This is a genomic window from Chryseobacterium sp. G0162 (assembly GCF_003815715.1).
In the GTDB taxonomy this organism is placed as follows: domain Bacteria; phylum Bacteroidota; class Bacteroidia; order Flavobacteriales; family Weeksellaceae; genus Chryseobacterium.
Window position 1 is genome coordinate 3687436 of sequence record NZ_CP033922.1, and the last position, 22228, is coordinate 3709663.

The 22228-nt window shown below is 30.7% G+C and carries 18 protein-coding genes; 14 read left to right on the top strand and 4 right to left on the bottom strand.

Annotated elements, in window-relative coordinates:
* Positions 1-17: 17 nt before the first annotated feature.
* Genes EG344_RS16685 through EG344_RS16695 form a run of 3 tightly spaced genes read left to right on the top strand, consistent with a single transcriptional unit; the run spans position 18 to position 5300 of the window.
* Entirely contained in the window at positions 18-3083 is a 3066-nt protein-coding gene (locus EG344_RS16685) for a type I restriction endonuclease subunit R (protein WP_123910528.1), read from the top strand.
* Complete coding sequence (locus tag EG344_RS16690) at positions 3083-4705, top strand: class I SAM-dependent DNA methyltransferase (RefSeq protein ID WP_123910529.1); 1623 nt, start codon at positions 3083-3085, stop codon at positions 4703-4705. The genes EG344_RS16685 and EG344_RS16690 overlap by 1 nt, the downstream gene beginning before the upstream one ends.
* Entirely contained in the window at positions 4692-5300 is a 609-nt protein-coding gene (locus EG344_RS16695) for a restriction endonuclease subunit S (protein WP_123910530.1), read from the top strand. Before EG344_RS16690 ends, EG344_RS16695 begins: the two co-directional genes overlap by 14 nt.
* Here EG344_RS16695 and EG344_RS16700 read toward each other — a convergent pair.
* The 3 genes from EG344_RS16700 to EG344_RS16710 all read right to left on the bottom strand — a co-directional run bounded on the left by EG344_RS16700 (position 5239) and on the right by EG344_RS16710 (position 8198).
* Positions 5239-6396, bottom strand: a complete 1158-nt coding sequence (locus EG344_RS16700; RefSeq protein WP_123910531.1) for a restriction endonuclease subunit S — start codon at positions 6394-6396, stop codon at positions 5239-5241. The genes EG344_RS16695 and EG344_RS16700 overlap by 62 nt on opposite strands.
* Complete coding sequence (gene xerA, locus EG344_RS16705; protein ID WP_123910532.1) at positions 6396-7388, bottom strand: site-specific tyrosine recombinase/integron integrase; 993 nt, start codon at positions 7386-7388, stop codon at positions 6396-6398. Before xerA ends, EG344_RS16700 begins: the two co-directional genes overlap by 1 nt.
* A gap of 102 nt (positions 7389-7490) precedes the next feature.
* Positions 7491-8198: a restriction endonuclease subunit S gene (locus tag EG344_RS16710; RefSeq protein ID WP_123910533.1), complete on the bottom strand. Its 708-nt coding sequence runs from the start codon at positions 8196-8198 to the stop codon at positions 7491-7493.
* Positions 8199-8306: 108 nt separating this feature from the next.
* Here EG344_RS16710 and EG344_RS24290 point away from each other — a divergent pair, with 108 nt between their 5' ends.
* Positions 8307-10664: an AAA family ATPase gene (locus tag EG344_RS24290; RefSeq protein WP_228412753.1), complete on the top strand. Its 2358-nt coding sequence runs from the start codon at positions 8307-8309 to the stop codon at positions 10662-10664.
* A gap of 12 nt (positions 10665-10676) precedes the next feature.
* On the top strand, positions 10677-12041 hold the full coding sequence (locus tag EG344_RS16720; protein WP_123910535.1) for a 5-methylcytosine restriction system specificity protein McrC: 1365 nt from the start codon (positions 10677-10679) through the stop codon (positions 12039-12041).
* Between the two features lie 16 nt (positions 12042-12057).
* Here EG344_RS16720 and EG344_RS16725 read toward each other — a convergent pair whose 3' ends face one another.
* The gene (locus EG344_RS16725) at positions 12058-13248 is read right to left on the bottom strand and encodes a hypothetical protein (RefSeq protein WP_123910536.1); all 1191 of its coding nucleotides are present in this window, start codon (positions 13246-13248) and stop codon (positions 12058-12060) included.
* A 331-nt stretch (positions 13249-13579) separates the two neighbouring features.
* Here EG344_RS16725 and EG344_RS16730 point away from each other — a divergent pair, with 331 nt between their 5' ends.
* The 9 genes from EG344_RS16730 (at position 13580) to EG344_RS16770 (ending at position 22226) form a co-directional block, all read left to right on the top strand.
* Entirely contained in the window at positions 13580-15193 is a 1614-nt protein-coding gene (locus EG344_RS16730) for a reverse transcriptase domain-containing protein (RefSeq protein WP_123910537.1), read from the top strand.
* Positions 15194-15332: 139 nt separating this feature from the next.
* The gene (locus tag EG344_RS16735) at positions 15333-15932 is read left to right on the top strand and encodes a DUF6088 family protein (protein WP_123910538.1); all 600 of its coding nucleotides are present in this window, start codon (positions 15333-15335) and stop codon (positions 15930-15932) included.
* A 2-nt stretch (positions 15933-15934) separates the two neighbouring features.
* Positions 15935-16933, top strand: a complete 999-nt coding sequence (locus EG344_RS16740) for a nucleotidyl transferase AbiEii/AbiGii toxin family protein (RefSeq protein ID WP_123910539.1) — start codon at positions 15935-15937, stop codon at positions 16931-16933.
* Positions 16934-17324: 391 nt separating this feature from the next.
* On the top strand, positions 17325-18560 hold the full coding sequence (locus EG344_RS16745; RefSeq protein WP_123910540.1) for an erythromycin esterase family protein: 1236 nt from the start codon (positions 17325-17327) through the stop codon (positions 18558-18560).
* Between the two features lie 89 nt (positions 18561-18649).
* A complete protein-coding gene (locus tag EG344_RS16750; RefSeq protein WP_123910541.1) occupies positions 18650-18922 on the top strand; it encodes a hypothetical protein in 273 nt (90 codons plus the stop codon).
* Between the two features lie 116 nt (positions 18923-19038).
* Positions 19039-19491: a DUF1569 domain-containing protein gene (locus tag EG344_RS16755; RefSeq protein WP_123910542.1), complete on the top strand. Its 453-nt coding sequence runs from the start codon at positions 19039-19041 to the stop codon at positions 19489-19491.
* A 67-nt stretch (positions 19492-19558) separates the two neighbouring features.
* Positions 19559-19789 (top strand): hypothetical protein, encoded by a 231-nt coding sequence (locus tag EG344_RS16760; RefSeq protein WP_123910543.1) that lies wholly within the window; start codon positions 19559-19561, stop codon positions 19787-19789.
* A gap of 98 nt (positions 19790-19887) precedes the next feature.
* On the top strand, positions 19888-21609 hold the full coding sequence (locus tag EG344_RS16765; protein ID WP_123910544.1) for an RDD family protein: 1722 nt from the start codon (positions 19888-19890) through the stop codon (positions 21607-21609).
* An 8-nt stretch (positions 21610-21617) separates the two neighbouring features.
* Positions 21618-22226: a membrane lipoprotein lipid attachment site-containing protein gene (locus tag EG344_RS16770; RefSeq protein ID WP_198418054.1), complete on the top strand. Its 609-nt coding sequence runs from the start codon at positions 21618-21620 to the stop codon at positions 22224-22226.
* Positions 22227-22228: the final 2 nt, after the last annotated feature.

Below are 22228 nucleotides of genomic sequence, written 5' to 3' on the forward strand. Positions count from 1 at the left end.
GAAACCTAAGATTTACTATGAAATTCAACGAAGACTCACGAGTTAAAATACCAGCTTTATTGCATTTGGCAAGACTAGGCTATACTTATATCTCAAGGTCAAAGCAATTTCGGTTGGAAGAAAACAATATATTTTCTGATATTTTTAAAGAAAGCATTTCAAATATAAATCCGGAACTTTCTTCGGGAGAGGTAACTAAACTTTTAGAAGATGTCAGTTTTAAATTAAAAAATGACGATTTAGGCAGAGACTTTTTTAAGCAATTGACTAATACTTCAGGAATAAAACTTATTGATTTTGATGATTTCGAGAATAATTCTTTTCATATTACTACAGAATTGACTTATAAAAATGGAGAAGAAGAATTTCGTCCGGATATTACTGTTTTAATTAATGGAATGCCGTTGGTTTTTATTGAAGTTAAAAAACCTAATAATAAACAAGGCGTAATTGATGAAAGAAATCGTATCAACAGACGCTTTACCAATGCAGCTTTTAAAACATTTACGAACATTACGCAATTAATGATTTTTTCCAATAATATGGAATATGAAGATGGCGTTATTGACCCTGTTTATGGCGCTTTTTATGCTACTTCTGCTAATGGAAATTTACATTTTAATTATTTTAGAGAAGAAGAAAATCTTAATCTTACCCATTTATTAAAACCTGAGAATGAGGATTTGGAAAACTCAATCTTAAAAGATAATAATATTGTTGCAATTAAAAATACAGATGAGTTTCTGACGAATAAAGATTACAACAAACCGACCAATAGAATTTTAACCTCACTTCTTTCTAAAGATAGATTGGCTTTTATTTTACAATTTGGTTTGGCTTATGTAGAAGAAGAAATTGATGGTGTGAATGTGATTCAGAAACACATTATGCGTTATCCCCAGATATTTGCGACTAAGGCAATTAAAGCAAGTTTAGATAAATCTATTAAAAAAGGAATTATTTGGCATACGCAAGGAAGTGGTAAAACGGCTTTAGCATACTACAATGTGAAATTTCTGACTGATTATTATCAGAAGAAAAATATTATTCCTAAGTTTTATTTTGTGGTCGACCGATTAGATTTAGCCAATCAGGCAGCATCTGAATTTGGAATGAGAGGATTAATTGTAAAAAGAGTAAACTCCAGAATTGAATTTTTAAAAGATATAAAAACCATAAGTGCATTACAAAATAGCACAGGCGAACCAGAGATTTCTGTAATTAATATCCAGAAATTCACGGAAGAAAGTACGGTTGAAAAAGTGTTGGATTACGACCTTAATATCCAACGAATCTATTTTATTGATGAAGCACACCGAAGTTATAATCCGAAAGGAAATTACCTTATAAATCTTTTAAAATCAGATGAAAATGCTATAAAAATTGCTTTAACAGGAACTCCGCTTTTGAAAGAGGTTGCCAAAGATTACGATTCTAAAGCAATTTTCGGCGATTACATTCATAAATATTATTACAACAAATCTATTGCAGATGGTTATACTTTGCGATTGATACGAGAAGGTATCAATACGCAGTATAAGTTACAGATGCAGGATATTATGGATGAGATTTTGAAAAAAGGAACGATTAGCAAAAGTGATATTTTTGCACATCCAAAATTTGCAGAACCAATGTTAGAATATATTCTGACAGATTTAAAAGCATTCAGAAAAACCCACCAAGATGATTCGCTAGGAGCAATGGTGGTTTGCGATAGTTCTGATCAGGCAAAAGCACTCTTTGCAGAATTTGAAAAAATATACGGAACACAAACTCAAGATTATCTGAGTGTAGCAGAAGAAAAAGCGAAATATGGCAACAATGATTCTTTGAAAGCCTCGTTGATTCTGCACGACATCAATGATAAAGAGTATAGGAAAAAAGATGTAAAGTCTTTTAAGGCAGGAGATATTGATATTCTTTTTGTTTACAATATGCTGTTAACTGGTTTTGATGCGAAAAGATTAAAGAAATTATATTTGGCGAGAGTGGTCAAGCATCAAAATTTACTGCAAACTCTGACTCGTGTCAATCGACCTTATAAAAACTATAAATTCGGATATGTAGTCGATTTTGCGGATATTTCTAAAGAATTCAAAATTACCAACGATAATTATTTTCAGGAATTACAAAGTGAGTTGGGAGATGAAATGCAGAATTACAGCAATCTCTTTAAAACACGGGAAGAAATACAAGAAGACAAATCAAGAATAAAAGAATTTCTTTTTCAATACGATACCAGGAATGCTGAGAATTTTTCTGACCAAATCATTCAGATTTCAGATAAAAAAAGATTACAGGATATTATTAATATTCTCAGTTCTGCAAAAGAATTAAGAAACATCATTCGGTTACAAGGTGATGATGATTTATTAAACGGAATAGATTTCTTTAAATTAAATCAACTTCTGAAAGTTGTACAAGACAGGTTGGCAAGTATTAATTTTGTAGAAAACCTTGACAATGAAGACGAGAACAATAATCTGCTGAATGTAGCTCTGGAAGACATCTATTTTCAATTCGTAAAAGTTTCTGAAGAAGAAATGATTATCGCAGATCAACTTAGAAATGACCTTCGCAAGACCAGAGAGGAATTACAAAGAAACATTGACCAGAAAGATCCTGAATTTATAACATTAAGAGAAGAACTAGAAAGGATTTTTAAAAATAAAAACCTAGACGAAGTTTCACAAGAAGATATGAGAAGCAATATTACGTTGCTAAAATCTGTTTATGCTCGAGTAAATGAGCTTAATAATAAAAACTCCAATATCAATTCAAAATATAACAACGACGACAAATTTACCAGAATCCACAAAAGAATAATGGAAAAAGGAAGTATTTCTGCTCAGGAAACCCAAATCCACGAAGCATTGATGGATACCAAAATAATGGTTGATCTTCTCGTTCTAAGCAATACCAATATCCTGAAAGATGGGAATGATTATTTTAGTGATGAAGTATTGAGCATCATTATACAAAAATTTATAGACAACAAAAAAATGAAACTTGACTTCGAAACGACCCAAAATATTAACCAGTTGGTTGTAAACGAATACAGACAACAATCTTATATCAACTAATGACAGATTTAGAATTTATATCGAACACAAAAAAACTTATTGATGACCTTAAAAGTGTTTGTGCCAATTATGGTTTAGGAAACGACGGAAACGAATTTAAAATTATTTCACAAACATTCCTTTATAAATATATGAACGATAAGTTCAGTTATGAAGCAAAGAAAATTAATGAATCCCTAGCTGAAGCCAAAGATTTTCAGAAAGCATACGAAACACTGTCAGACGAGGAAAGAAAATTTTTAATCGCGCGAATCGGGAACAAAGCTCCTAAGCTTCAACCTGAACATTTGATTTCTTATCTTTTCAACAACTCTACCAAAGCTAACTTTGCAGAAACTTATTTTGATGGAACATTGCGGAATATCAGTCTTGATAATTCCAATCTATATTCGATTAAAACCGCAAGTGGTGTAAAAGATAAGATGTTTGATGATCTCAGCCAATTCATTACAGATTCTTCCCAAAGAGATGCTTTTGCAAGAGCGTTGGTTAATAAATTAGTGAATTTCAGTTTTGAGAAAATGTTCCAAGAAAAATATGATTTCTTTGCGACCATTTTCGAATATTTGATCAAAGATTACAACAGCGACAGTGGCGGAAAATATGCCGAATATTATACACCTCACGCAGTTGCCAGAATTATGGCAGCTATTTTGGTAAAAGATGCTGTAACAAATGTGAAAGTGTATGACCCGAGTGCGGGTTCTGGAACACTTTTGATGAATATTGCTCACGCAATTGGAGAAAAAAACTGTTCGATTTATTCCGAAGATATTTCTCAAAAGTCGAGTAATATGTTGAGGTTGAATTTGATTCTTAACAATCTTTCGCATTCTATCCCAAATATTATTAAAGGAAATACGATTTCTGAACCTTCCTATTTAAAAGAAAAGTTTGATTACATTGTTTCCAATCCGCCTTTCAAATTAGATTTTTCAGATTTTAGAAACGATTTGGATAAGGATAGTTTCAAGGAAAGATTTTTTGCAGGAATTCCCAATGTTCCGAAAGCAAAAAAAGATTCGATGTCGATTTATTTGCTTTTCATTCAGCATATTATGCACAGCTTAAGTGCGACTGGGAAAGCCGCGATTGTTGTTCCTACCGGATTTATTACGGCGCAAAGCGGAATCGAAAAGAGTATACGGGAAGCGTTAATCAATCGAGGTTGGTTGCGAGGTGTGGTAAGTATGCCAAGTAATATTTTTGCAAGTACCGGAACCAACGTGTCTGTAATTTTCATTGACAAAGAAGCCGACAATGAACATATAGTTTTGGTAGATTCTTCTAAATTGGGAAAAACGATAAAAGAAGGAAAAAACCAAAGAACAGTTTTAACAAGAGAAGAGGAGGAGCGAATCATCAACGCAATGAATCAAAAGCTGCAGGAAGAAGATTTCTCGGTGGTTATCTCCGCAGAACAAATTAAAGAAAAGAATTACAGTTTTAGTGCAGGACAATATTTTGAAGTAAAAATTGAGTATGTGGAAATCACTGCAGAAGAATTTCAAAATAAGATGACTGCTTTTGAAAACAATTTGACAGCAATGTTTGCAGAAAGTGCAGAGCTGGAGAAGAAGATACAGGAAAATTTGAAAAAGTTGAGGTATGGAAAGTTTTAAATTGAAAAATTTATCACTTCATATTACGGACGGTGAACACGGATCTGTTATTGATGATCCTAATGGAGAATATTATTTGTTAAGTAACAAAAATATTGTAAGCGGAAATATTAAAATAGATAATAAAGATAGGATAATATCAAAAGAATCTTTCGAAAAAATTAATAAACGAACAAAGTTGTCAAAAGGAGATATCGTTATTTCAACAGTCGGAATACTGGGAAAATCTGCAATTATTAAAGATTTTGTGAATTATGATTTTCAAAGAAGTGTAGGGATTATAAAGCCTAACCTAAAACTTTTAAATAATGAATATCTGTATTACTATTTAAACACAAAATTTGTACGTAAAAGAATCAACGATTTATCAAAAGGAGCTGTACAAAAATGCTTCTTTATATCAGATTTAAACAATTTAGATATTCATTTACCAGAAAGCTTGAATGTGCAACAAGAAATAGCAAAAGTACTTTCTATCTTAGATGAAAAAATTGAGCTAAATAATAAGCTAAATGATAATTTATTTTACAAAATCACTCCACTTTTACTTGCCCGTTCATCAGCATTGGCAAAAGCCAATCGCGTAAATTACTAAGTTCCTGGTTTTGAATGCTATTATTGATTATTTTTTCAATAATAGGTTTGGCAACTGTATAATATCTACTTAAAACTTGATTTACGGGTAAAACAAAATTGGAATTATCTACAATTTGTTTGTTAATGTGAGGTTGCTGTGCACCGGTTCTCAAAGTCATTAATCTTTCTATGTCATTTAATATAGAAAAATAAATATAAGAATTTTTGAATTTCTCATTTTCCTTAATTCCTGCAATAGACTGATTAATACAAGCATCAATACATAAAATGTTCACACGTAAATGTCTAGTTATTGATAATATAACACTTCCTTTAGGTAAAAATCTAGTTGATGAATTTGTGATAGCTTCTTTTGTTATTTTTTGCTCTGTTGAGAGTAATGGAAAATTCGCAACCTCTCCAGAATTCATCCACGGAATATCTCCATTCCAGTAATCTTTGTTTTCTGTAGAAGGCGTTCCTCCCAAATAAGTTAAAAGAACCTTGCCTAATTTTTTAACCTCCCAATCAATCGGGATTTCCCTTTTCAAAAGTTCATTATAAACCATCTTGCCACCGCTTGATTTATAAGGCTTTCCGTTTTCATTTGGGAAATCAAACTGTACAAACCAATAGTCATATAGCGTCTTTGCCATCTGCTCTAAATTATCATTTAGTTTATTGTTTAATTCAATTTTATTGTCAATATCCATTAGGATGTTGGCAATTTTCTTTTGAACATTGAGATTTGGCAACAGTATTTTTAAATTATAGTAACTGTCAAATGTCATACTCGGTACACCAGTTCCGGTATTTAGATTTTCTAAATTTAATATTTTCAGATAGTTATAAAGAAGATACGGTTCTGCTACATCCTCATTTATTTCAGTGTAATAAATGGTGTCAACTGTCCAAAAGGGAATTTTCGAAAATTGGATGTTATCTAAAGTTCCTTTTCTTGGGAGCAAAATACTTGGTTTATCATATAAAAATTGATTACCATAACGCATAATTCCACCACTTCCATAAATCGGAATCGTTCCATTTGAAACGGTTTTATGGTCTTTTCCATTTTTTATCTTAACTAAATCTCTTAGAAAATATTCTTTCACCATTAACTTATAAATTTTCGATGTGCAATTTTCACATTCGATTGATTCACCATTGCATAATGCAAAGTCGTATCAATTTTTACGTGACCTAATAATTTTTGTACTTGTTCAATCGGCATTCCTTTATCAATAGCCATTGTAGCCAATGTTCTTCTAAATTTATGCGGATGAACTTTGTTGATTTGTGTTTTTTGACCCAGTTTACGCAGAATATTTTCTATGCCACCAATCGACAGTCGCTGATGCGGTTTAGATAAAGAAACAAATAAAGCCTCGTTATCATCGGTTCGGGTTTCAAGATAGTGCTTTAAGTGAATTTTGGTTCGGGCATCAAAATAAACTTCACGTTCCTTATTTCCTTTTCCTGTTACAATACACGATCGCTCGTGGAAATCAATATCTTTTCGGTTGATTTTTACGAGCTCCCCAACTCTTATTCCTGTCGAGCAGAGAATTTCGATAAGGGTTAAATCCCTAATTTCCTTGCAATTATCTCTCAAAACTTCTATTTCTTCATCACTGAGAACTTCTTTGATAATCTTTCCTGTTTTAACTTTATGAATTCGTCTTACCGGACTTTTTAATATATAATCTTCATCTTCAAGAAATGAGAAAAAGCTTGAAAATATCCTCCGAATATTATCGATAGTAACCTTGCTGGAATTCTTCGTTTCTTGATAATCAGAAAGGTAAATTCGTAGATCGTTAGTGGAAATTTCGGTCACTTTTTTACTTAATTTTTTGAAAAGCGTATCTATTGTTGAAAAATAATATTTTAGAGATTTCTCCGAACATCCTTCTACTTTTTTGGAAGAAATAAATAGATTGAGAATCGATTCGTTGTTATCTATAAAGTGTTGATTTTCTTTGTTTTGATTGGTTATTTCTACATTATGAAAACTCTGGTGAATTACCTTTTCTAACATCGTCATCTGTTGAAAGTTTAAAGTGGCATTCATTGCATTCATAATCTCTAGTTTCACTAATTCCTTCATTGCTATACTTTATTTAAAATTTAAAAATCCGCAAAGGAATGAAAAACAAAAATAGCTAAAGTTCATCTTTTACTAAACTAAATGATAATTTATTTTACAAAATCATTCCACTTTTACCTGTCCATTCATCAGCATAGGTAAAAGCCAGTCACGTAAAGAGCTAAGTTGTTGGTTTTGTTGCAGATTGTTTCTTATTTTGTCAAAATATTTAATTGTCATTTTGGAATGCTGATTTAAAACAAAATTATTAGGAACTATAATGTTTAATTCTCGAATTTTGTCTTGCGATAAATTATCTCGTGCTGATCCTGTACTTAAATTGATTAGATATCTGTACATATCATCTAAAACGAATTTTGTATAATGAAACATTTCTTTTTCTAGTGGCATTACGGCACAAATCGCTTGATTAGTTGTTGCTTCAAATGAAATTATACTTGTCTTTCCTGCTGTTGCTCCATACATTGCCATTAAAATTGTATTTCTTGGAAATAATTTTGCGCTTGAATTTTTCATTCCTACTTCAGTGATAAAATTATTAGTAGAAATAATGAAAGAATTATTTAGCTCACCACTATTTACCCATGGAATATCACCATTTTCATAATAGTCTTTTTCTGTAGATTTAGGTGTTCCACCAGAACCCGTTTTTGCAATCTGTGAAATTTTTCGTACTTCCCAGCTAATCGGAATTTCTCTTTTCACAACCTCATTCCAAACCATCTTTCCACCATTTGATTTATAAGGCTTTCCGTTAGCATTTGGAAAATCAAATTGCACAAACCAATAATCATAAAGCGTTTTTGCCATCTGCTCTAAATTATCATTTATCCGATTAAAATCAAGCCACTATGGATTCCCGTATTTTTTTTAAATTCAAAAACGTATTTTTGTGGAACTTAATAATCTATGAAAAATATGGAGGATTCATTACGAAGCAAAGTTGCAGAAATGCTCACTTCAAATTGGGCTCAAGATATTATTAGATCAAATGAATTTTACTTTCAGAAAGCTACTGACGCTTTACAAGATTTTTTGGTATTTGAGGTAAATGCAGAAACTGAAAATTTTCTTCGTTTAAATAAAAAAAAATATTCTGAACTTAAATTACTTTTTGATGATACAGCAGAACTCTCAGAGTTTGGGAAGCTGTTGCTGACAATTGTGTCGTATTGTGATTCAAATGCACATAGAAAAAAGGAGTTGAATCAGTATGATGATAATAGAGTTTTAGCATTTGCATTTGTTAGAATGAATAATTGGGTTGAGCAATTAATCTCTTATAAGTTTGGAGAAGATATTCCTGATGGATCTGTTAAAAATGCGATTAACTATATGCTGAATCCTCTAGATAATTTCACAATGTTGAGTGAGAATCATAGACAACAAATTTCGGAGAATCTTTTTTTTAAAGCTTATAAAAACACTACGTTTAAAGACAGTTTTTTAGAATATTTTGACGAATTTAGAATTGATGTAAGCAATTTAAAAAATAAGACACATCTTATAACAAGAATTGCATACTTTTTAGAAAAAGAATGGAAGGAAAGTTTAGTTGGTATTATGGCATCAGATAGTACAGGTTGGCTTTCTAACCACCAAATGAAAGATTCATACGATGTGTTTTGGAATTCAAAAAGACCATCTGGAACTAATAAAACGTTGAAGTTGTTACGAGAATGCATTGATGAGAATGGACATTTTAAGCTATTCTACACGTCGTATTACAATGTTAATTATATTGCAGAAGTAATTGATTTTGTTGAAAATGAAAAAGAGTATGAGAAAGCGAATTGGAAGCAAAATTATACAAATCAGGAAAATTGTCCGAAATATGACCAACTGCAGGACGATAATAAAGTTGCAAAAATTACTTTCTTGATTGATAAGTTTTATAAAGTTGGTCCAATTCCAATTAATCAGTTTAAAATTTACAAATCATATTCCTATCCAACACAGGATAATTTAACTCCTATTCAGGAATATATTTCGAATGCCAGAATAAATGAGATACAGAAAATGGAAAATATAAATACCTTACTTCAATACAAAAAACAAATCATCCTCCAAGGTCCACCCGGAACAGGAAAAACCAGATTAGCAAAAAACATAGCATTAGGAATGTTGGGTCTTAATAATGTGAATGAATTACAAGACAACGAACAATTCAAACTTATTCAATTCCACCCAAGTTACACCTATGAAGATTTTGTACGAGGAATTGTAGCGGAGTCTAAAGGAGATAAAATTGAATATAAAAATGTGAATAAAACTTTAGGCTTATTTGCAGAAGAAGCATTGAAAAATTATCGTATCAGCTCTCAAAACTCCATTGTAAATAATTTAGATATTTGGATTGATGAAAAATTTGAAGATTTTAAAAATGAAATAGAAAAAGATGTAGAAGAAAGCGAAATTAACTTATCTGGAAATATTAATTTGTTTAAAGTAGAGGTTGATAATTTTAGATATGGTAAAGATTGGGCTTCACCTTCTAGAATTAATTTTTCGGATTTCAAAATATTAATAAAAGCAGTTCTGGAAAATCAATTAGTGATTTCATTACAAAAGATTCCAAAAGAACTTTCTGTTCACGCACATTATCGTTATACTTATTACAATGCTTTACTGAAAAAATTCTTTGAAAATTATTCTTATAATGGGGAAACTTATTCAGAAACTCGGAAAAACTACGTCCTAATAATCGATGAAATCAACCGAGCTAATCTTTCATCTGTTTTAGGAGAACTCATTTATGCTTTAGAATACCGTGGCGAAAACGTAGAATCTATGTACAAAGTTGGAAATTCAAACAAATTGATCCTCCCTCCAAATCTCTGTATTATCGGAACGATGAACACCGCAGACAGAAGTGTCGGTCATATTGACTACGCTATCAGAAGACGTTTTGCTTTCGTAGATATATTACCAAAAAATTTAAAATCAGAATTAAAAGATGATTTTAAAGATGATGTTTTTGCTAAAGTTGCTTCATTATTTATTGAAAATTATGATTCATCTATCGATTATTCGGATGAGAATGTGGTGATGAAAAAGTCAGAATATATGACTGGAGATTTCGATCCTAAAGATGTTTGGTTGGGACATTCTTATTTTATTCAACACTATGAAAAAAGTGAAAAAGGTGAAGATATTAAAGAAAAACCTGTTGATTTTATTTTTAGAATTAAATACGAAATAAAACCAATCCTAGAAGAATATATAAAAGATGGTATTTTGAAAGAATCGGCAAGAAGTATAATTAATTCTCTTTAATCATACATTAGAATGTTAAGAATTTCAGAACATTTTGAATATTATCATAATGATCATATTTCTATTTTTCAAAAAATTGAAAATTGGGAAAACTATTTTGCTTTATCAACTTTAGAAGATAAAATCAATTTTGAAAATGATAAAGAAAAAAACTGTGTTTCCATTTCACTAAATAGAAATTCTGAGGAAAACAAATACTTCTGTAGCATTTCTTCGTCATATTATATTGGTTTAGATAGATTTCCAAATTTAGGTGCAAACATCTATGTCGAACCAAAAATTAATAATGAAGAAAAACAAGTAAATTATGTTCAAATGCTTTTGGAATCATTGAAAGAACCAGAAAACTTTGAACATTTAGATGGATTAATTTCTACTAAATTTAATGAAGATTGGATTGAAATTGACAATCACTTACAACCACTTTTAACACCTTTTTTAATTGCCCAATTTTTATCTGTTGTAAAAGATTTAGTAAAGAAGGGTTTGAAAAAATCATATTACGAAAAAGTTGAAAATTTAAACAATAGAGTTAAAGGAAAAGTATTGGTAGGACAACAAATCAAACAAAATATACTTAAAAATCGTTATACAAAAACAATTTGTAAATTTCAGGAATTTGGCTTTGATATTGAATTAAACCAATTTTTGAAATTTGTTTTATCTCGTGTTTCAATCCATTTGGAAGATTATTCGAAAAATTCAGACATTTATAAAAACTTAGTTGAAATTCAAAGATACTGCAATGGTGGTTTCCATCAGGTAAGCGATAAAACTTTCAGGAAACTAGATTTTAAAGAGAGTAATCCATTTTATAAAAACTATAATCGTGCAATTCAATTAGGAAATCAAATTTTGGCGTTAAATGACTACAATATTTCTAAAAACTCCAGCAAAGCAAAAACATTGCATCCTCCATTTTGGATAGATATGAGTAAGTTATTTGAATTGTTTGTATTTGGAAAACTTCGTGACAGATACTCTTTGGATGGAGAAGTGCAATATCATAAAAAATTCAATAAACAAGAACCAGATTTTATTCTAGATACAAAATGTGGAATAAAAGCTGTTGTAGATGCGAAGTACAAACCACGTTATTCAAACGGAAATCCTACGATGGAGGATGCACGACAATTGGCTGGCTATACCAGATTAAATAGTGTTTATAAAGAGTTAGGAATCGAGAATGATGACGTGATTTCTGCATATTTCATTTATCCCGGAAACTTAAATTTCACAGAAAAAGATCAGCATACTCAAGAAGATTTCAAAGTAAAAGAAGAAACTGAAGAAATTCCCCTTTTCGAAAGTTCATTCAGAGTTTCTTCTTCATATAAAAAAATGTATTTACAAGAAATTAATTTACTTGTGAATTAAACTTTTTAGTTTAAAGTTACATTATTAAGTTTTCGAAATCTTTAGTTAAAGTCGATCGTTCAATAATGTTTTTTAAACGAAAATGACGAATGTCTCCTTTTCTTAATAAGCAATTTGCAATGATAAAAGTTTCTTCAATTTCATCTTCGTTTTCAAATGTGCTAGTAGAGCAATTGGTTATTATTCTTTGTGTAAATCTTCCTTTTCTGTCGGTATAGTTGATTTCATAAAACTTATCTTGCTCCCAAGATAATTTTTTTATATCATTAAAGACGCTCGACGAATAATCTGGAAATTTATTTTTAGCTAAATCTGTAATTTGAAACTTCGTGGATTCAAAATCGAAATCTTGTAAATAAGCTGATTTCACTTTTTTTGAAAAATAGTCAGAATATACGATTCGTACTTTATGATTTAAAAGAATTATGTTGATGATTTCAACTAACGTATTATTAATTTGACTTTTAGGATGTCCTTCAAATGGAGTGATTTTTGGAATTTTAAATAATTTACTTCCACTCATACCCAATTGTATAATATCAATTTTTTCTTGATCAAAGATAACTTCCTCTACAATGTTAAAAGGGATAAAATCCTCGGAAAATGATTGTTTAGAAGGGTTAAACCATTTGCATTTTAATAAGAATTTGCAAGAATCTTTTTTCAAAGTACCATCTTTTGGATCTCTTCTATCTTTTAAAAATTTAGAATTTTCAACAACGTCAATTACGGTCATTACTGGCGGTAAGAAATCCATATAGGACTCAGTACGAAATTTTTCTTTATCACCTTCTTCACTCCAACTGATTTTCTTTTTCCCCAATTCTGCATCAGCAGTACTTAAAATCACTTGTTTTCCTTTATATTCTTTTTTTACAGTAGTTAATTCGGTTGGAACTGTTTTTTTACCCGCAATGTCCTCTTCTATATTCTCTTTTTCTGCACTAGTAATAGGAATTATTTCGTCAATATTAAACCAAAATTTTTCGTAATTACAATTTTTAGAGTTATAGAAAGTGCCCAAAACTTGTCCTAAAAGTTTTTCTTCATTCTCAGAATCTGGATTGAATTTATTTTGCTTTAATATTTCAGTAACTACCATAAGTGGTGGGGTCATTAAAGCATTTGCTCCAATTTTCGTCTTTTGATTTAAAGAATAAGGGTGGTTTTTTAAAGAAATAAGATCACCAATTTGAAAGTTACTCATAGTAGTTATTTAGTTTTTTATTTTCCTATATTTGATGTACTCGTAGGAAGTTGATTTTTTACATCTAGTCAGGACTACAGGACTTCGGTCTTACTGCTTTTGCAGGATTAAAGTTTATCAAGCAGGTAATCTCCAACCAAGGAGCATCCACCTGTAAAGATAGCTAATAGGATTGTAATAATTGTTTTCATTAGATAATAATTTGCAGTTGAAGTTAAATCTTCGCCTAGTTTACGAACATTACAATGACTCAGTCAATGGGTACTAGTCTGCTCTTCGGAGGTATGTAAATTTAATAATCATTATTGCTAGAACTTTCTACGGGGTTTTTATGAGAAATAATACAGACAAACCAAATTGGATGAAAACGAAGGGATATTTGCATTTGTCCCCGAGTTTACGCATCAATGAAAATTGGAAAAGTTATCAAAAGAAAATCCAAGATCCTTCTTTCATACAGAAATATGCTTTTTATCCTTTAATCCATTCGATCATTAAAGAAAGGAAATATAAAAAAGTAAATTCGGAAAAACATTTAAATGAAAAAGAGAGGACGCATAATTTCAAACTCAATGATTTCAAATTTGAAAAAACAGCAAAAAAAAGACCTCTTCATTATGCTACACATTTTGACGCTTTAATTTATGGATATTACGCCTCAATACTAAATGAATTGTATGAAACGGAATTAAAAAAAGACCTGGAACTTGATGGTTGTGTCAATGCTTACAGGAAAATTATTTTAGAAGATACAGGAAAGGGGAAGAGTACAATTCATTTTGCTAAAGACGTTTTTGATGAAATTAAAAATCGTAGCGGCGACCAAGAGGAAGTTGGCGTGCTAACTTTCGATATAGAAAGTTTTTTTTCTAGCTTAGACCATCAATTATTAGAGAAAAAGTGGAGTGATCTGTTGAATGAGGAACAATTACCTCCAGACCATAAAAATGTATTCAAATCATGTACAAAGTTCAGTTATGTTTTAAGAGATGATTTGCGAATTAGGGTGCAAAAAAGTGGTAAAAGATCTGGTTTTAATGAAAAGAAATTAGCAAAAATTAGAAGAGAAAAAGGTTTTAAAAGTTTTTTTGAGTCAAACGCAGATTTTCGAGATACTATTAAACAAGGTAAGTTAAGAATCTATAAAAATTCTTTCTATAGACAGATTGGTGAAGAAAAAATACAAGCAGGTATTCCTCAAGGATTACCGATAAGTGCCGTACTCGCAAATTTATATTTGTTGGATTTTGATAAACATATTATTGATACTGTCGTAAAAGATAAGGGTGGATTTTATAGAAGATATTCAGATGATATTATTATAGTAGCAAATGTAGATGATCTAGGAGAAATAAAGAATTATATTGAAAATCTTATTAAACAAAGTAATCTAAAAATTAGTTCTTCAAAAACCGAATCTTTCATTTTTAGAAAATCAATATACAATCAAGAACAAAAAAGTAGACTAACTTCCTTTAAGCAGGTTGAAGGTAATGAAAGGAAAGACGCACCTTTAATATACCTTGGATTTGAATTCCGAGGATACAATACTTGTGTAAAATCAACAAATATTGCTAAATTTTATAGAAGACTAATTTCTATCGTTCGACGAAGATCTAATCGAGCAAAAAGAAACAAAAACCCGAATATTCAAAAAGCAGTGTTTAAAAATCAAATTAAAAAATTATACAAAAAACCGCTACGGGATTTAGATGGGGAAAATGGAGAAATTAAACAGACTTTTCGGAATAGAACATTTCTTGTGGAAAATGAAAGAAATGAGTTTTCAATGATCGTTAAACCATCTGTAAATAAAAATAAATCAAACTATTTTAGCTATATTAAAAGGTGTGAAAAAATTTTCGATAGCAAAATTTTTTCTAAACAGCTTCGGAAAAAAGAACATTTGCTAAACACCGCTATTGCTAAGCATTTGAATAAATAAGGTTTGTTTTGAATAATCAAACTGCAGGAATTTGCCAAAAGACGAGGTGTTGCGCTAATGTATTATGATTAAAGATTTATAAGCCATATTTTGTCACAAATATTTACTAAATTTGTGACAATTTTAATTCATAAAAACTGTGCAAACCACTCATAATCATATAGAAAATAAGATTAAGAAATCATCTAAGGGGAAAATATTTTTCGCAGAAGATTTTTTGAAATTTGGCTCAGCTGAGAATATTCGGCAGGTTCTAAGGCGGTTGGAAGAGCAGGGAGTTTTGGTTCGGTTGGCTCACGGAATTTATTTGGTGCCTAAGAAAGATGAGCTTTTAGGAACGGTCTATCCAAGCATTGAGGAAATTGCAAAGGAAATTGCGAAAAGAGATAAAGCCAGAATTGCGCCTACGGGAGCGATGGCAATGTATTTGTTGGGACTTTCTACCCAAATTCCGCTACACGCAGTTTATCTTACAGATGGTGCGCAAAGAGAAATTAAAATAAGAAAAAGCATCATTAAATTTAAGAAAACTGCCCCAAGAAATTTAGCGGTTAAGGATGAATTGCTTCAGCTCATCATTCAAACATATAAAATAACCGGCGAGAAAAATATTTCAGAAGATTTTGAGGAAAAACTCACAGTCTATATTAAGAAAATAGACGAAAAAGTATTAATGTCTCAATTGAAATATGCACCAGTTTGGATTCAAAAAAGAATAAAAAACAGATACCTTTCATAAAAATGTGGCATCAGCAGCTTACTAAAGAACAAAGAATTGAAACCTTAAACCAACTCGCCCTATCAACAGGTTATGCGCCTTTTGCGATAGAGAAAGATTGGTGGGTTTGTGTGGTATTACGCGCTGTTTTTCAATCAAAATATAAAGACCAAATTATTTTCAAAGGTGGAACTTCTTTAAGCAAAGCTTATCAAATTATCGAACGGTTTTCGGAGGATGTCGATTTAATTATTGATAAAAATTTATTAGGATTTGCAGAAGATCCAGAAACCAAAACGCAAATGAAGAAACTTCGGAAGACCGCAGGAAAATTTGTAATCTCCGAATTTAGAGACGAATTGGTTAAACAATTGGGAGAATTAGGGATTTCTGAGAATGAATATGAAATCAAATATTCTGAAATTGTTGACGATCTTAGCGACCCAAATCATTTGGAGCTGGTTTACAAAAGTGTGATTCCACAAGAAAGTTATGTGCAGCAAAAAGTACTAATTGAAATGGGAGCAAGAGCAATGACAGAGCCTTCTGAAAAAAGAGAAGTTCAATCATTTATTGAAAATTATTATAAAGATGCCCCTTTTTCATTGCCACAATTTGAAGTTTTGGTTACAGTACCAACAAAAACTTTTTTGGAGAAAATTCTTTTGCTACACGAAGAGTTTTCAAAACCTGAAGACCGAATCAGAAGTGGAAGAATGAGTCGTCATTTGTTCGACTTGTACCAGCTTTATCATACAGGATATGGTAGAAACGCTTTGGATGATGATGAACTTTTTGAGAAGATTGTTGTTTTTAGAGAGAGGATGAATCGTTCCAAATGGATTAATTATGAAAATCACAAAAAAGGATTTGTCAATATTATTCCACCTGAAAAAGTTATTGGCGACTGGGAAAATGATTATAAGATTATGCAAAGTAACATGATTGTAGGTGAAAGTCCAAGTTTTGCGATTTTAATTGAAACAATGAAAGAGATAATGAAGAAATTGAATAATCAATAGTTGCCAGAAGTGAGTGATGTTCAATAGATCCACACGTTCATTGTCACTGAACACTAATTTTTACTGAACAGAAGAGTATGTTAATGGTCTATTATCAGCACCTTATTTGTACCATAAAATTCTAACTATTTGACTTTCAGTATATGTTATTTTTGAAGAAGTGAAATAATTACTGATTAATAACAGTTAATAAAATATAGAAAAACCGTCTTAGATAACTATCTAAGACGGTTTTGTTTTTTGATATTTGCTGATTTTATTTTTTTTGTGTTTTTGATGAGTTATTTGTATCAGCATAATGGTAAACTTAAGAATGTATATAAATTGATATCGTCAAAAAGTTATATACATTTGTATTCCAAACAATAAATCATATTAATTATAGTTGCAAATGAAATTGAAATTATCTTTTATTTTGATTATATTTTTTATAGCGATCAGAGCACAATCAAAAAATGATTTAAATTCTGAAGAAAAAGAATATATTTCAAAGTTTATATATCCAATAAACACTTTTAATCCGGAAGAAAGCGACAATAATGATTTGCTGATCTTAAACAAATTAATTGGAAATTCTACAATAGTAGGATTAGGAGAATCTACTCACGGTTCGAGTGAAGTGTATCAAATGAAATATAGGATAAGCAAATATTTGATAGCTCATAAAAATTTCAATGTCTTTTCGCTCGAAGCCAATATGCCTGAAAGCTTTTTAATGAATCAATATATTCAGGAAGGAAAAGGGAATCCAAAAGATATTCTAAAAGGGATGTATTTTTGGCTGTGGCAAACCGAAGAAACTTTAAATTTTGTTGAATGGTTAAAAAAATATAATGAAAATCTTGATTCAAAAGTATTTTTTGATGGTTTTGATATGCAGTATGCAAAAGGAGCGATAGATCAGATAAGAAAAATATATCAGGAAAATCACTGGTCTGAACAAGAGATTAATGACCTTGAAAAAGCTTTAAAAGAAAACAATAGAGGCTTTAGAACTTATTCTAAAAAAGGTCAAAACACTATATCTGAGTATCTGTTTTTAATAAAACAAAAATCTATCTCAATAAAAAATCCAGAAGAGAAATCGCGCTTCCTGCAAAATGTAGATATTATCAGGCAATATATTGAACTCAGTTTTATTAAGAGGGACCAATTTATGGCGGAGAATGTTAAATGGATGAAAGAAAACTATCAGAATTCTAAAGTAATTGTCTCGGCTCATAATTATCATATTGCCAAGTTAAAATCAGATAGAATGGGGTATTGGATAAATGAAATGTACAATAAAGATTTTGTGAATTTTGGATTTGCCTTTTATGAAGGTACTTATTCTGCAAGTATTGATGGCAAACTAGGTACTTATAACTCAGAAAAAGCAAGACCGGGAACATTAGAATATAAGCTTAATTCACTCGACATTCCAATTTTTATTTTGGATTTAAAAGCAATTAGAAAGGATGACAACAAACTTGGCCATTGGGTATTGAAAGATATTCTATTTCGCAAAACGGGATCGGGGACAGATAAAAATGAATTCAAAAAAACAAATGTTGCTAATTCTTTTGATTATTTGATATTCATCAATAAGTCAACCAATTCAAAACTATTAATTGGTAACTCAAAATAAAACATTAAAAATAAACAACCAGGAGAGTTGATTTAAATGATTATTCTATTTGAATTGATAAAGAAGATTTTTACGTTTCCGTACAGGTTATGAGTGGATTTACAGGTGATTTTGGTTTTAGTGCAACATTATTTAGAACTGTTTTTGAAAGAACTTTTTACAGCAATTGGGAGAAAATAAGTGCAGGAAGTCCGGCAATTAATATTGATGTAAAAATTGAAAAAAGAAAAGCAGTCCGAAATATAGTAATTTTTATCATTGATATTTTCAGGTATATAGTTATTGATGTTATTTGTAATATATCTTTATTATTAAAATATAACTTGTTGATTTATCGTATGTGTGTTATATTAGAAAAATAAAATTGCAATTATTTATATTAATATTACATTGTTTAAAAGAGGAAAGAATGTGGAAAAAGAAGCCCTCCTTTTTAATGGATACACATCAATTTTAATAGTATATAGCCATCATTACCATGAAAAAAAATCTTTTAAAAAAGGAAGCTGCTGATCTTATTATTGCAAGAGTTAAGAATTTATCAGCAATTCACCAACCTCAATGGGGGACCATGACAGCCAGTGAAATGCTTCATCATTGCAATTCCTGCAACCGGCAAATCTTGGAAGAGAGCAGAGGTAATAAAAAGACTCAAATAAAACAGTACCTGTTGAGAATTCTCGCTCTTTATATCGCTCCCGATTTTAAAAAGAATATCCAAGGTGAACCGGAACATAATGCCAAAGGCAAAACAAATGATCTTGATTTTGAAAAGTATAGAAATGAGTTTGTTAATTTAATTAATAAATTCCCTGGCAATACTCGCTCTTTAACCCTTTCTCACCCTGCTTTTGGAAATATTTCAACCCACGAATGGGGCATAGCAGCATACAAGCACATGGATCATCATTTGAGACAATTCGGAGTCTGATTTTCTATTTCAGTGACTATTTTTATCCTTTGCTATTCTTAATTTTTACTGTATATTGTAATAAAAAATGAACTTCTTACAGGTATTTATACAAACTTCAGATATTGTAATGGGGGCTGCTTTATTTGGAGTATTGAGCTATATCATTGGAGGTGGTATTACTGCATTGATTGCCTATATAATGATTCCGAAAACATTGCCTAAAAGTAAATCTTATTATAGAAATATCTTTTTAATTGGAGGAGCCGTGAGCTTTATTCCTGTTTTTATTCTTCTGTTGTACTTTTTGAGTCTTTAGAATTGACGGTTTTTTCATAAGGAGTATGTAGATTTGAAGAAGGAGAGTAATATAATTTCTTTTTTTATTGTTTATTTGCGAAAACTATTTTGCATATCATGAATTATACTAAAGGGAAACTCATTACTTATTTTTCTTTACTGACCCTTTTATTAGGAATACTTACCAGTATTATTTTTTATAATTTTTATAAAGGTGAAACAATAAACGGCTGGATCTCATATTTTTATCTGTTTAAGCCTTTATACCTGTTTAAAGCGCCTTTAGAAACTCCTTTTAATCTGTGGGAAACCATTATTTATTTTATTCTGTTTCTTGGGATTATTTTTTACCTGAAAACAAAAGGAAAAGAAAAAAAATTACTCGGGTTTGCTTTTTCTGTGGTACTGATAAACAATATCATGTTAGCGCTTTTCGGAATTTTTAATGGTTTATATTTTTCTTTTAACCCTCCGTCAGGAATTTCTTTGGAAGGGCAATCCACAGCAATAGTTTCAATAATACAACTTCTGATTCAGATAGGTTATATTATCTTGAGCTTCATGGTTCTTAGAAAGATCAAACTGGAAAATAAAAAAGAAAGGACAGCTTCTGCTGAGGACCTTAAATATACTGTTCAATGGCAGAGAGGGTTCCATTTGCTGATTGACAGCTTGGTAATGATAGCTGTGTTTACAAATTTTGTTTTGGGATTTTCTTTCACTTTAAAGAACAATGATATTTTCCAAAGCTACTTTAATAATTATTGGGGTTTGGCAGTCATCATTGTTCTGATCAGGCTGGTTTTTTATCCCGTCTTTGAATTTTATTTTGGATCAACGCCAGCGAAATTCTTAACAGAATCAAGAGTGGTGGATCAAAATAATAATCAACCTGGATTTAAGACTATTTTTATACGAAGTCTTTATAGAAGTATTCCTTTTGATTCTCTCTCTTTCTTTAGCAAAAATGGATGGCATGATTCACTTTCCGAAACCTATGTAATCAAAGAAAAAAGAGAAGGAATACATCCCAAGCAGTTTTTGTGGATTCTGGCTTTTGCTGTTCCGGTCATTACGTATCATTATTTTATTAAAGAAGCAATAAGCGATTATAAATACGCTCAGTTTTCAGAAAAAGAAGAAGGATATGATGAGCAGTGGTATAATCACAGCAGAAAGAATATCAATACCAATCAGTTCTATGTAGTTCAGGCTATGGATTATGCTCCTGATAACAACGTCTTAGGTTTAAAGATAGAAAAAATCAAAGGAGATGATGTAGAAGTAAAAAAAATAAAGCTGATGGATGGTTTTAGCAATGATTTTTGGGGAGTGAAAATGGATTATGACCGTCAGGTTGATACTGCTCAGGTTTATACCATATCCCGTATGAAACTGGAAAATTTATTTCCACAAAATAATATGGAAAAACATAAGGGAGTTCATGCTCAGGATCTGTTCAATAACGGAGTAAGATATAATTTTAACAATGTATATGAAGTAAATGTTCCCTATTTCGATCTGGGAAATACCTTTTATGATACCCAGCAGGAAACTCAAAGTAATAGTGGTAAATTGATCATCGGAAACAGAGGGAAAAGTGGAAGAGTTATTTCTGTTAAAAATATAAAAGGTGACATTGTCTGGAAAGATCATTTTCCGGTAAATTTTGGTGCTGCAAAAGGGAATACTGAAGAAAAAATTGTATTAAAAACCAATTATTCAACTAAAACGAAAAATAGTACCTCTGAAATTACAGTAAAAGATTCTCTAAATAATCAACAAAATTATATTTTAGAAATTAATGAAGGGGTTTTAAAAATTTTTAGGGTAAAATAATGTTCCCTATGGATTCTATTATATTGCTGTATCTTTATCGTTTCAATTTTATCATCGGAAATACAAAATATATGAAGAAGATCATCTGTATCATAGGGCTGCTGGCAGTGTTGGCAAGTTGTAACCAATCTGAGCATACAGGGCAGCAAAAAGATGAATCAAAAGAAGAGAAGTCTTTATCCAAAGAACAAGAATCAAATCCAAAAGAATCGAAAGACAGGATTTCCAAAGAAGAAGCTGTAAAGTTGGCTGTAAAACAATTTGAAGCTTATTTACCTAAGATTCTTAAAACTTATGATGATGGAGTCATTGACCTGCAGGATCCTCATGTTGGAGATTTTACCGGTGATGGGATAGAAGATGTAGCTATTTACTGGAATATTGCCCCTGAAGGCGGAAATGCACTGATAGGACAGGGATTATCCTTATACAAAAATGATGGACATTCCGTTAAAGTGATAGCCGGATATGAACCGGATTACCTGTTTGCCTTTGATACCATTAAAAATGGAAAAATTATTGTAGAAAAACTGGAATATACCGAAGAAGATGGAAGATGCTGTCCTTCAATAAGGACTAAACATGCCCTAACCATCAAAGGAAGTAAAGTATATTAAAT